Genomic DNA, 12,465 nt, shown 5'->3' on the forward strand with positions numbered 1-12,465 from the left:
GCCCGTTACGACTAGCGCTGTGTTAAGAAGGAGTCTTACATGAAAAAATCAACGACTGGCTTGCTACTGGGTTCTGCTCTGGTAGTCGGTCTTTCTGGCTGTGCCAGTTCCGGTATGGAATCCACTGGCAGCTCGTCCGATCAGGCTTGGTATCAGTCTCCGTTCGTCTGCGGCATTGCCGGCGGTCTGATCGGTGGTGGTGTCGGTTACGCCACTAGCGGCGATTCCGATGAAGACACTGGTGCCGCGATTGGTGGTGTTGCTGGCGCGACTGCCGGCGCGCTGCTGTGTGCCGACTACTCTTCGGACGTCATGGACAGCGATGGCGACGGCGTGCCCGACGATCGCGACCAGTGCCCGAACACGCCGGCTGGCGTAGCGGTTGATGCCGTTGGCTGCCCGCTCGACACCGACGGTGACGGCGTGCCGGACTACATGGACCAGTGCCCGGGAACGCCGGCCGGTGTTGAAGTCAACGCCCAGGGCTGCCCGCTGGATTCCGACGGTGACGGCGTGCCGGACTATCAGGACCAGTGCCCGGATACCCCGGCTGGCGCCGAAGTCAACTCCTTGGGCTGCGTGGAAGATCTCGTCCTGCGTGACGTCAACTTTGAGTTCGACTCCGCTCAGCTGACGGCCAACGCCGAAGCTATCCTAGATGGCGTATCCGAGAAGCTGATGACCAACGACCAGCTGCGCATCCGTCTTGAAGGCCACACCGACTCCGTCGGTCCTGCTGCCTACAATAAGGAACTGTCCCAGCGTCGTGCCGATTCCGTGAAATCCTACCTGGTCAACAAGGGTTTCTCCGCGGATAACATCACCACTATCGGTTACGGTGAAGAGCAGCCGGTTGCCAGCAACGATACCGCTGAAGGCCGTGCTCAGAACCGTCGCGTCGAACTGGGTGAGTGGGAATAAGCTTTATCCCGACACGCTGTTCACGTGATCATGAGGGCGCCTTCGGGCGCCCTCATTGTTTGTGGCCTTGGAACGTCTTTTAGACTTGCTTGCCATCGGCCACGAGTCGCTGCCCATGGATGGCAAAGTGCCTTTCTCGCTGCTAGTCTACTTCCCCCACGATCACCGATAGAGATCGTAAGGTCGTATCTCATGCGCATCCGCTGGCCTGCCCGTATGCAGACCTGCCGCGAAGGAGATGTTCCTGCCTATTAATCGAGTTCATGTGATCCTTGGTGTGGACCACCACTGAACGTAAGGATGTTTTCATGCCCATTGTGACGCTGCCTGATGGCAGTCAGAGAAGCTTTGAAGAGCCTATTACCGTCATGCAACTGGCCGAGTCCATCGGACCCGGGCTCGCCAAGGCGTGTGTTGCCGGCAAGATAGACGGCATTGAAGTCGACGCAGCCGACATCATCGATCATGACGCCGAAGTGGCTATCTTGACCGCCCGCGATGAGGAAGGGGTGGCCATCATTCGCCATTCCTGTGCTCATTTGCTGGGACACGCGATCAAGCAGTTGTACCCGAACGCCAAGATGGCGATCGGCCCGGTCATCGATGATGGCTTCTACTACGACGTCGACTTCGGAGAATCCATTTCTTCGGAAGATCTGGAAGCCATCGAAGCGCGAATGAAATCGTTGATCGACCAGGAGTACGACGTCGTTCGCGAGTACGTCGATCAGGCAAAGGCGCTCTCGACATTTGCGTCGAGGGAAGAGCCATACAAGCGCGAGATCGTCGAAGGTATTCCTGAAGGAGAGGCGATTCGTCTCTACCATCACCAGGAATACATCGATATGTGCCGCGGGCCTCACGTACCCAATACACGGCACCTCAAGGCATTCAAGCTGACCAAGCTGGCTGGAGCCTACTGGCGTGGTGATGCGTCGAAGCCCATGTTGACGCGAATCTACGGCACGGCGTGGGCTGACAAGAAGTCCCTCAAGGCATATCTGCTGCGCCTCGAGGAAGCCGAGAAGCGTGATCACCGTAAATTAGCACGGCGATTCGACTTCTTCCACATGCAGGAAGAAGCGCCCGGCATGGTGTTCTGGCATCCCCGTGGCTGGACGCTATGGCAGATTGTCGAGCAGTACATGCGTGACGTGTACAAGCGCAGCGGGTATCAGGAGATCAAGTGCCCGCAGATCATGGATGTGTCGCTCTGGAAAAAATCCGGGCACTGGGACAATTACGCGGAGAACATGTTCTTCACCGAGTCGGAAAAGCGTGAATATGCGCTAAAGCCGATGAATTGCCCGGGGCATGTCCAGGTCTTCAATTCCGGATTGCGCAGCTACCGCGAGCTACCGATTCGCTATGGGGAGTTCGGTGGCTGTCATCGCAACGAGCCTTCTGGCGCGCTACACGGTATCATGCGGGTCCGGGCATTCACGCAGGATGACGGTCACGTCTTCTGTACCGAAGGGCAGATAGAATCTGAAGTGACGGCGTTCCACCGTCAGGCGCTCCAGGTTTACGGTGATTTCGGTTTCGAGGACATCGCCGTGAAGATCGCGCTGCGGCCTGACAAGCGCCTCGGCAGCGATGAAACGTGGGATCGTGCCGAAGGGGCGCTGAGGGCTGCGTTGGGCAACTGCGATGTTCAGTGGCAGGAGCTGCCGGGCGAGGGGGCGTTCTACGGGCCCAAGATCGAGTATCACATGAAGGACTGCCTGGGGCGGGAGTGGCAGGTCGGTACCATGCAGGTCGATTTCATGATGCCCAGTCGTCTGGGGGCGCAGTACGTCGCCGAGGACGGATCCCGCCAGACGCCCGTGATGTTGCATCGGGCGATCGTGGGGTCGATGGAGCGTTTCATCGGCATCCTGATCGAACATTACGCCGGGGCCTTGCCTTTATGGCTCTCTCCGGTCCAAGCTGTAGTGCTCAATATCACGGATGCTCAGCGTGATTATGCCGAAAATCTCTCCAAAAGCTTGCGTGAAGCGGGTTTCCGGGTCGAGTCGGACTTGAGGAATGAGAAAATCGGCTTTAAAATTCGCGAGCATACGCTGCAGAAGATTCCTTATCTGCTGGTTGTCGGCGATAAGGAAGTCGAATCGGGTGCCGTTGCAGTGCGTACTCGATCCGGCGAGGATCTGGGTTCCCTGTCCGTCGATGATCTGAAAGGACATCTTCAACAGGCCGACCAACCGGGTCAGCACTGAGCAGCAACGTTAATCGCCAGATGGAGATCTAACGATCAAGCGTAATAATCAGCGCGGGCGCCCTCAGGAAAAGCGCGCGCCCATAAACGACCGTATTCGTGCAGACGAAGTTCGCCTTATCGATGCCGAGGGTGAACAGGTGGGAGTCGTTCCCATGCAGGAGGCGCTCGAACGCGCCGAGGAAGCCGGTATGGATCTCGTCCAGATTTCCAATGCCGATCCTATCGTCTGTAAAATCATGGACTACGGCAAGTTCCTCTTCGAGCAGAAAAAGCAGAAGTCTGCTCAGAAGAAGAAAACCAAACAGATCCAGGTCAAGGAAGTGAAATTCCGTCCTGGCACGGACGAGGGCGATTATCAGGTGAAGTTGAAAAACCTGATTCGTTTCCTCGAAGGTGGCGACAAGGGTAAGGTCACCCTGCGCTTCCGTGGTCGTGAAATGGCACACCAGGACATCGGTCGCCGACTGATGGAACGGATTGCCGCCGACCTGGAGGAGCTGGCTGCTGTCGAGTCCTTCCCCAAGATGGAAGGCCGTCAGATGATCATGATTCTTGCGCCCAAGAAGAAGTGATCCGCGGGCAAGTCGAACGGGAAACGACGAGCGTCATCGCTCGTCGTTTTCGGCCTCGGGTTTTCTAAAAAAGAGCGGAGTGGAGTTTTCCCATGCCGAAAATCAAGAGTAACAGTGGCGCTGCCAAGCGCTTCAAGAAGACTGGTAACGGCTTCAAGCACAAGCAGTCTTTTCGTAGTCACATCCTGACCAAAAAGTCTACCAAGCGTAAGCGTCAGTTGCGCGGGATGAAGCAGGTACACGCTGCCGACAAGCAGCTCGTTACCCGCATGCTGCCCAACCTGTAACACTTGGTCGTCAGTTTTTAACGTCAGGAGAGTACTATGTCTCGCGTCAAGCGTGGTGTCGTCGCACGTCGTCGTCACAAGAAGATCATGAAGCAGGCCAAGGGTTACTATGGTGCGCGTTCGCGTGTTTTCCGCGTAGCCAAGCAGGCCGTTATCAAAGCCGGTCAGTATGCCTATCGTGACCGCCGCCAGCGTAAACGCCAGTTCCGCGCTCTGTGGATCACGCGTATCAATGCGGCGGCTCGTGTCAATGGCATGTCCTACAGCCGTTTCGTGGCAGGTCTGAAGAAGGCCGGTATCGAAATCGACCGTAAGGTGCTGGCTGATCTGGCCGTTCACGAGAAAGCGACGTTCGCCGCAATCGTCGAGAAAGCCAAAGCTGCATAACAGGTCATTTTGCCCTTCGAGGGCGATGAGTCATGTGACCTATCCAGGGGAAGAGCAGCTGCTCTTCCCCTGTTTTTTTATACTGCATCGCCGCGTCGTTCGTGACCGACGGCGCTGCGTAACGAACGATAAGCGGAGCTCGACGGATGGATCATCTCCCTGCCCTGGTCAACGAGGCGAAGGCGGCCATTGCCGCGGCCGAAGACGCCCAGGCTCTCGACCAGGTGCGTGTGCGTTTTCTGGGCAAGAAAGGCGAGATCACGGCCTTGCTCAAGGGCCTGGGTCAACTATCACCCGAAGAGCGACCGGCTGCCGGTGAGCGTATCAACGAGGCCAAGCAGGCATTGCAGCAGGAGCTCGAGCATCGCAAGCAGGTGATCGAACAAGCCGCCATGCAGGCTCGGCTCGAGGCGGAGCGCATCGATGTCACCCTGCCGGGACGGGGCGAAGCCAATGGTGGCCTGCACCCCGTGACCAAGACGCTGGAGCGTATCGAATCCCTGTTTCAACACATTGGCTTCGAGGTCGCCGTCGGTCCGGAAATCGAGGACGATTTTCATAATTTCGAAGCGCTGAACATTCCCGCGCATCATCCTGCGCGCGGCATGGCAGATACTTTCTATTTCGACGCCACCCGTCTTTTGCGGACGCACACCTCGCCGGTGCAGGTGCGTACCATGCAGTCGCAGGAGCCCCCTATTCGCATCGTCTGCCCGGGGCGGGTCTATCGCAGTGATTCCGACCTGACCCACACGCCGATGTTCCATCAGGTCGAGGGTCTGCTGGTCGACGAAGGCGTCAGTTTTGCCGACCTGAAGGGGACGATCGCCGACTTCCTGCAGGCGTTCTTCGAGCGAGACGATCTGGAGGTGCGCTTCCGGCCATCCTATTTTCCGTTCACCGAGCCCTCGGCCGAGGTCGATATTCAGTGCGTGATGTGCCAAGGCGATGGCTGTCGTGTCTGCTCACATAGCGGATGGCTCGAGGTGATGGGATGCGGGATGGTTCATCCGGCGGTATTTCGCCATTCGGGCGTCGATGCCGAGCGTTATACCGGTTTTGCCTTCGGCATGGGGGCGGAGCGGCTGGCCATGCTGCGCTACGGGGTGAATGACCTGCGGCTGTTTTTTGACAACGATCTGCGTTTCCTGAGTCAGTTCAACTGAATCCGTCGCCCAGTCAAGGAGTATCAAGATGAAGTTTTCCGAAGCGTGGCTGCGCGAATGGGTTTCACCGGCGCTCGATACGCAGGCTCTGGCAGACGCCGTTACCATGGCGGGCCTGGAAGTCGATGCCGTCGAGCCGGTCGGTGCCGTTTTTCAGGGCGTTGTCGTAGCCGAGGTCGTCGCCAAATCCCAGCATCCCGATGCGGACAAGCTCAATGTCTGCCAGGTCGAAGATGGTTCCGGGGAGCCGGTTCAGGTCGTCTGCGGTGCGTCTAACGTCGATATTGGCCAGAAGGTGCCTTTCGCGCGCGTCGGTGCAATGCTCCCCGAAAATTTCAAGATCAAGAAAGCCAAGCTGCGTGGCGTCGAATCTCGCGGGATGATCTGTTCTGCCTCCGAACTCGGCCTGGAAGAAGGGCGTTCGGAGGGAATTTATGTCCTGCCGCAAGACGCACCTGTCGGTGAGGATTTCCGGGCCTGGTTGCAGCTGGATGACTACACCATTGAGGTGGATCTGACCCCCAATCGCGGCGACTGCCTCAGCCTGCGGGGCATGGCGCGGGAAGTCGGTTGCGTAACCGGAACAGAGGCCGTCGAACCGAGCATCGCCCCGGTCGAGGCGAGCCATGATGCGCAGTTCCCGGTCGCCGTGAGCGACGAAGAGCGGTGCCCGCGCTACCTGGGCCGCGTCATCCGTGATGTCGACGTCACGGCGAGTACGCCATTGTGGATGCAGGAGCGCCTGCGTCGCAGCGGGATTCGAAGCATCGATCCGGCGGTCGATGTGACCAACTATGTCATGCTCGAACTGGGGCAGCCGATGCATGCCTTCGATCTCGATGCCTTGAAGGGCGGGATCGAAGTCCGTCGGGCGAATGCCGATGAGCGTCTTACGCTGCTGGACGGCCAGGAAGTGGTGTTGAACGAGGACACGCTCGTCATCGCCGACCAGGATCGTGCGCTGGCCATCGCGGGTGTGATGGGAGGCGAGGCGACCGGGGTGACCGGCGAGACGCGTAATCTGTTTTTGGAAGCCGCTTACTTTTCACCGCTCGCGGTGGCGGGCAAGGCGCGCAATTTCGGGTTGCATACGGATGCCTCGCACCGTTTCGAGCGCGGCGTGGATCCCGAGATCACTCGTTCGGCCATGGAGCGGGCCACCGAGCTGCTGATCGCCATCGTTGGAGGTTCCCCGGGACCCATTACCGAGGTAACACAGCCGGCGCATCTGCCTCGGCGTCCGGATGTCGAGCTTCGTCGCGAGCGGCTGTCCGCTTGCCTGGGCGTCCGTCTGTCCGACGAGGAGATTCATCGCATCTTTCAGTCGCTGGGAATGGCCAGCACGGCGGCGGATCAGAGCTGGCACGTGCAGATCCCGAGCTGGCGTTTCGATGTCTCCATCGAAGAGGACTTGATCGAAGAAGTCGCTCGCATTCACGGTTACAACCGGCTGCCGGTACGTCGCCCGCAGGCGCGTCTCGGCCTGACGACAGACGACGAAGCGTCTCTGCCGTTGCGACATCTGCGCCGCCACATGGTGTCTCGCGGCTATCAGGAGGCCGTCACCTACAGCTTCGTATCGCCGGATCTCCAGGCGTTGATTACGCCGGACGCAGTCTCGCCGGCGCTGGCCAACCCGATCTCCAGCGACATGTCGGTGATGCGGTATAGTCTGTTTCCGGGGTTACTCAAGGCGCTAATGCATAACCTCAACCGTCAGCAGCACCGCGTGCGGCTGTTCGAGGCTGGACTGGTATTCCAGGGCGAGCTGGACGAACTGGTCCAGACGCCGATGTTCGGTGGCCTGATTTGCGGTTCCCGAGACGTGGAAGGTTGGTCCGCCCATCGTGACACGGTCGATTTCTACGATCTGAAGGGCGATCTGGAAAGCTTGATCGCGTTGGGTGGACAGGCCGATGAGTGGACTTTCGTCGCCGCAACGCATCCTGCATTACATCCGGGGCGTTCCGCACAGCTCTGTCGTGATGGCAAGGTCGTCGGCTGGTTGGGGGCCTTGCACCCCGGCATCCGTGCCCAGCTCGATATCAAGCCCGAGGTTTACGTCTTCGAAGTGGAGCAAGCAGCGCTGGTCCAGGGATCGATACCGAAATTCAAGCCGCTGTCCCGGTATCCGGAGGTGCGTCGGGATCTGGCATTCGTGGTCAAGGAAGAGGTCGAGATCGCCCCGTTGATCGATGCCATTCGAAGTCGGGCCGGCGACTGGCTGACACAGTGGCAGCTATTCGATGTGTACCGCGGCAAAGGGGTGGACGATGGTGACAAGAGCGTGGCCCTGGGCTTGACCTGGCAGCATCCTTCGCGCACTCTCAATGATGAAGAAATCAATCAGTTAATCGCAGACGTGGTGGAAGTCGCGCAAGTGCGCTTCGGTGCCAAGCTGCGGAGTTGATCTGTCATCCTGCGCGAAGGGAGCGATCATGGGAGCGCTGACGAAAGCTGAGCTTGCGGAGCATCTTCATGCCGAACTGGGTTTTTCCAAGCGGGAGGCCAAGTACATGGTGGAGACGTTCTTCGAGGAAATTCGCGGCTGTCTGCGCGAGAACGAGCAGGTGAAGCTGTCCGGCTTCGGCAATTTCGATCTGCGGGACAAGCGGGAGCGGCCCGGACGTAACCCCAAGACGGGCGAGGAGATTCCGATCTCCGCCCGACGAGTCGTTACCTTCCGCCCTGGACAGAAGCTCAAGGCCAGGGTGGAAAGCTTCGACGGCGAGCTGCAAGAAGACTGAGCCGAGCCCGTGATCCATCGACCGCCTGCCAGCGCAAGCTGGCAGGCGGTCGCGTTTGAGGCCACGCGGCGTGAGGCCGAAGGGCGAGCTGTGCTAAGCTCCCGCGCAAATCCATTGCTGACCGAGTGTTATGCCCAAGCTGAAGATTTTCGTCGGCACCGTCTATGGTGGTGCGCTGGATGTCGCGGAACAGGTTTCGCCGTTGTTCGAGCAGGCGGGTTACGAGGTGTCCGTGATCGAGCAACCGAGTCTGAGCGACTTGACCGAGGACATGCCGGACCTGGCGTTGTTCTGCGTCTCCACCACGGGGAGCGGCGATTTCCCTGGTGACTTTGTCCCTTTCGTGCATGAACTGAAGTCGCAACCGCCGAGTCTCGTTGCTCTGCGTTACGGTCTGATCGCCTTGGGAGACAGCTCTTACGGCGATACCTTCTGTGGTTCCGGGAGAGCGCTTGACGAGCTGCTTGCCGATCTGGGCGGGCAGCGTCTTGGCGAACGTCTCGAAATCGATGCCATGGAAACGTTCATGGCCGACGACGCTGCCGTGCCCTGGGTGGAGACATGGATCGAAGACGAAGGTCTCGCGACGTGAAGGAGCCGCAATCATTGGCTGCTGCGCGAACGTTGACCGCCACGCGCTGGAGTACGCTGCTGGGCTTGTGGCTGGTCATGCTGGTATCGCTGCCACGTTACTGGTTGCAGCACGATATGACGCGTCTGGCCTTGCTCGCGATTCTGATGATTGCGATCGCCGTGGCATTGGTTGCGTTCTGGCGATTGATGGCTTCAGCACAGCGGGAGCGTTGTCCCGCCGCGATCAAGCATCTGGGTGGATGTCTGTTGATCGGTTGCCTGTTGATTGGCGCCTGGCACTGGGCGGACGTGGCGGCCGATCATTGGGCGGTCATCCTGTCGCAAGGCGCGGCACTGGGTCTGCTGCTCCATGTGGTCGTTCGAATCTGGCGGCGTCGTCACTGAGAACCGGATTGATCGAGCCAGGTTTGATTGATGCTAGACCCGTCTGCCTGATACATGCGTGAAGTTCAACAGGCGTTCTTGCTCTAGACTTCTCGATCAACGAAGACGGCGGGCCAATTGGCCCGCCGTCTTCGTCTCCAAGATCCACCGTTTCCGACTTCCAAACGCCGCGCTTTGCGTCAGCGGCCCAGCGAATCGTTGCGCTTAGCCAAGGGTGTAGCAGGGCACGTATTCTTTGCCGGGCAGCTTCATGCGGCCCTGGGCGACGAATGACGTCAACAGTGCATCCAGGCGGGACATCAGTTCAGGCTCTGCATGCAGCCGAAAGGGGCCACGGGCTGCGATGGCGCGGATGCCGGGTTCCTTGACGTTGCCGGCAACGATTCCCGAGAACGCGCGACGCAGATTGGCGGCCAGGATGTGGTTGGGCTGGTCATGGTGAAGCGCCAGCGCTGCCATGGCCTCGTGAGTCGGTTCGAAGGGCTCCTGGAATCCGCGCTCGATATTCAGCCGCCAGTTGAAGTAGAACGCATCATTCTGCTCGCGACGAAATTCGGCAACCTCCTGAATGCCGTCGCGCATCAGGCGAGACACCGTGATCGGATCGTCGATCACGATACGATAGTACCGGCCCACGTCTTCGCCCAAGGTGTAGCGCAGGAATTCGTCGATACGCTGGAAATAGGCCTGTGCGCTTTCCGGGCCGGTAAAGATGACCGGGAACGGGATATCGCGGTTCTTCGGGTGCATCAGAATGCCGAGCAGATAGAGGATCTCTTCCGCCGTGCCCACACCGCCCGGAAACACGACGATGCCGTGGCCGATGCGCACGAAAGCTTCGAGACGCTTCTCGATGTCCGGCATGATGACCAGTTCATTGACGATTGGGTTGGGCGATTCGGCGGCAATGATGCCGGGTTCGGATATGCCCAGGTAGCGGCTGTCCTTGCGGCGCTGCTTGGCGTGGGCGAGGTTGGCGCCTTTCATCGGGCCTTTCATGGCCCCCGGGCCGCAGCCGGTGCAGATATCCAGCCCGCGCAGGCCCATGTGATAACCCACGGCCTTGGTGTAGTCATACTCTTCGCGGGTAATCGAGTGCCCGCCCCAGCACACCACCATGCTCGGTTCCTGCGCCGTGCGCAGGGTGCTGGCGTTGCGGAGGATGTGAAAGACCGCGTTGGTCGACCCTTCGTTGGTTTCCAGGTCGAACTTGGGGTTGTTCTGGATCTCGTTGTAGACGTAGACGATGTCTCTCAGTACCGCGGAAAGCTGTTCCCGCACGCCACGAATCATGCGTCCGTCGACGAACGCGCAGGCCGGGGCATTGGATAGCTTGAGTCGGATGCCGCGATCCTGCTGCAGAACCTCGATGTCGAAATCCTGATAGGCTTCCATTACCGCCAGGCCATCGTCGGTGGGGGTGTCGCAATTGAGAATCGCCAGCGCACAGCGCCTGACCAGATCGTGAAGGCCGCTCGTCGACGTGTCTCGCAGTCGATTGACCTCGGATTGAGACAGCACCTCGAGACTACCCTCGGGGGAAACGATGGTTGATAGCGTCTCAGGCATGGACGGCATCCTCATGGAAGTAGATATCGGTCATTCAAAGATCGGCGCGTTCGGCGGCGGTCTGCCAGAGAGAGGCGATCTGCTCTTGGTCGGCATCGCTCATGTTGTCCTGGGCGAACGTGCTCTCCAGCCACTGCCAGTAGGTCGCATCGAAATCTTCGGCCTCGACTTCGGCCGGATCGTATTCGGCCATTTCCTGTACCAGGCCAATTTGCGGAATCATGTAGCCTAGGGCGAAAAGCTCGCTGTCATCGGCATTTTCTTCCATCACAAGTAGCGTTTGCTGCACGGCCTTGGCGCGCTGCGCAAAGGGATCAGACATAGGGTTATTCAATCCTGAGTGAGAGCTTGCCAATGCTAACATGAGCGGCTGGTCGTCGCAGTGGGGCTGGATGTGTCGGGGGCGGCTGGCAAACAGTGCTACGCGACGACCGTGGTCGGGCAGTGGCTGAGGTAGCGGTTGAGGTGGTTAACAGGTGCGGTTTTTCCTATAAATTGTTATGATTGTAACGTTCGTATCTGACAACGAGGCGTTATCGAAATGCGGTCTGCGGCGCATTCCGGGTCGAAGCGCTTTCAACTGCCGTACAGCTTGAGTGGTTCGAATTCCCATGTTCAACGCCCAGTATTTCCGTACTTACATGATGCTCGTCGAGACGGGTAGCTTTACCCAGACCGCGCGCAAACTCGATATGACCCAGCCAGGCGTCAGCCAGCACGTGCGCAAGCTCGAGGAGTATCTCGGCCGCTCCCTGCTCAATCGTCACGGCCGTCGTTTCTCGTTGACCGATCCCGGCCGTCGGGCCTATGACTATGCGGTCAAGCTATTTGCCGAGCACGAACATTTCCGTCATTCGCTGGATGACGACTCTCCGGACAGCGGCGAGTGTCGCATCGCCTCACCGGGTAGTGTCGGGTTGATGTTCTATCCGTTCCTGTTGGGTTATCAGCAGATGCATCCTGGGCTGACGGTCAACTACAGTTTTGCGTTCAACCATGAAATTGCGCATGACGTGGTGGCGGGGCGCTACGACGTTGGCATCGTCACCGAAATCAGCAAGCAGCCCGATCTGACCTTCGAGGCATGGCATCAGGAACCCCTGTGTCTGGTGGTGCCGGCGGATTTCACGGGAACCACCCTCAGCGAGCTGCTGGCGCTGGGGTTCGTCAATTACAACGATGGCAATACCAATGCCAGTCTCCTGCTGCGGAGCAACTTCGGCAGCGAATTTCGCAGCATGAGCCATTTTCCGCGCCAGGGTTTCACCAACGAGGTGGGCCAGGTGCTGGATGCAGTGGCCCGCGGCCTGGGATTCACAGTGGTCTCCCGGCCTGTACTGGAAACCTCGCCATGGCAGCGTCAGGTCAAGGAGATGACATTGGCGCAGCCGGTCTACGAGACACTGCACCTGGTGTCGCGGACGGATGTCGAGCTGCCCAAACGCTATCGCCAGCTGCTGGAGTCGTTTCGTCAGCAGCGTCTCAATGCTCTCTACGGCTACAGCGAGCTTCCCACGCTGGAAACGACGGGAAGCGAGGAAGTCCGATAGCCCGCGATGCGCTTACTCGGTGCGTCGTCTACCAGATAATCGTCGGAATCAGATAATCGTTGGAATC

The 12,465-nt window shown here is 59.1% G+C and carries 13 protein-coding genes; 11 read left to right on the forward strand and 2 right to left on the reverse strand.

Going from position 1 to position 12,465, the window contains the following annotated elements:
* Positions 1–39 precede the first annotated feature (39 nt).
* The 10 genes from ACWHY3_RS08875 to ACWHY3_RS08920 all read left to right on the forward strand — a co-directional run bounded on the left by ACWHY3_RS08875 (position 40) and on the right by ACWHY3_RS08920 (position 9,279).
* Positions 40–921, forward strand: coding sequence for an OmpA family protein (locus tag ACWHY3_RS08875; RefSeq protein ID WP_087719678.1), 882 nt, complete (start codon positions 40–42; stop codon positions 919–921).
* Between the two features lie 308 nt (positions 922–1,229).
* A complete protein-coding gene (gene thrS, locus ACWHY3_RS08880; protein WP_087719679.1) occupies positions 1,230–3,140 on the forward strand; it encodes a threonine--tRNA ligase in 1,911 nt (636 codons plus the stop codon).
* A gap of 34 nt (positions 3,141–3,174) precedes the next feature.
* Positions 3,175–3,714 carry a translation initiation factor IF-3 gene (gene infC, locus ACWHY3_RS08885; RefSeq protein WP_083387150.1) on the forward strand — a complete coding sequence of 180 codons (540 nt, stop codon included), beginning with the start codon at positions 3,175–3,177 and terminating at the stop codon, positions 3,712–3,714.
* Positions 3,715–3,806: 92 nt separating this feature from the next.
* Positions 3,807–4,001 carry a 50S ribosomal protein L35 gene (gene rpmI / locus ACWHY3_RS08890; protein ID WP_071230088.1) on the forward strand — a complete coding sequence of 65 codons (195 nt, stop codon included), beginning with the start codon at positions 3,807–3,809 and terminating at the stop codon, positions 3,999–4,001.
* A gap of 36 nt (positions 4,002–4,037) precedes the next feature.
* On the forward strand, positions 4,038–4,388 hold the full coding sequence (rplT, locus tag ACWHY3_RS08895; RefSeq protein ID WP_071230087.1) for a 50S ribosomal protein L20: 351 nt from the start codon (positions 4,038–4,040) through the stop codon (positions 4,386–4,388).
* Between the two features lie 146 nt (positions 4,389–4,534).
* Complete coding sequence (gene pheS, locus ACWHY3_RS08900; RefSeq protein ID WP_087719680.1) at positions 4,535–5,554, forward strand: phenylalanine--tRNA ligase subunit alpha; 1,020 nt, start codon at positions 4,535–4,537, stop codon at positions 5,552–5,554.
* Positions 5,555–5,582: 28 nt separating this feature from the next.
* Positions 5,583–7,964, forward strand: a complete 2,382-nt coding sequence (pheT, locus tag ACWHY3_RS08905) for a phenylalanine--tRNA ligase subunit beta (protein WP_448128061.1) — start codon at positions 5,583–5,585, stop codon at positions 7,962–7,964.
* A gap of 28 nt (positions 7,965–7,992) precedes the next feature.
* Positions 7,993–8,301 carry an integration host factor subunit alpha gene (gene ihfA, locus ACWHY3_RS08910; RefSeq protein ID WP_087719682.1) on the forward strand — a complete coding sequence of 103 codons (309 nt, stop codon included), beginning with the start codon at positions 7,993–7,995 and terminating at the stop codon, positions 8,299–8,301.
* A 130-nt stretch (positions 8,302–8,431) separates the two neighbouring features.
* On the forward strand, positions 8,432–8,893 hold the full coding sequence (locus tag ACWHY3_RS08915) for a flavodoxin domain-containing protein (RefSeq protein ID WP_087719683.1): 462 nt from the start codon (positions 8,432–8,434) through the stop codon (positions 8,891–8,893).
* Positions 8,894–8,907: 14 nt separating this feature from the next.
* Positions 8,908–9,279, forward strand: a complete 372-nt coding sequence (locus ACWHY3_RS08920; RefSeq protein WP_448128062.1) for a hypothetical protein — start codon at positions 8,908–8,910, stop codon at positions 9,277–9,279.
* 204 nt (positions 9,280–9,483) lie between these two features.
* Here the strand turns inward: ACWHY3_RS08920 and ppnN are convergent, their stop codons facing one another.
* A complete protein-coding gene (ppnN, locus tag ACWHY3_RS08925) occupies positions 9,484–10,848 on the reverse strand; it encodes a nucleotide 5'-monophosphate nucleosidase PpnN (RefSeq protein ID WP_448128063.1) in 1,365 nt (454 codons plus the stop codon).
* Between the two features lie 34 nt (positions 10,849–10,882).
* Positions 10,883–11,212, reverse strand: coding sequence for a YfcL family protein (locus ACWHY3_RS08930; protein ID WP_448128064.1), 330 nt, complete (start codon positions 11,210–11,212; stop codon positions 10,883–10,885).
* A 247-nt stretch (positions 11,213–11,459) separates the two neighbouring features.
* On the opposite strand from ACWHY3_RS08930, the gene ACWHY3_RS08935 reads away from it, so the two are divergent.
* Positions 11,460–12,398, forward strand: coding sequence for a LysR family transcriptional regulator (locus tag ACWHY3_RS08935; RefSeq protein WP_448128065.1), 939 nt, complete (start codon positions 11,460–11,462; stop codon positions 12,396–12,398).
* The last annotated feature ends 67 nt before the right edge of the window (positions 12,399–12,465 follow it).

The organism is Salinicola sp. NYA28a, assembly GCF_976982775.1.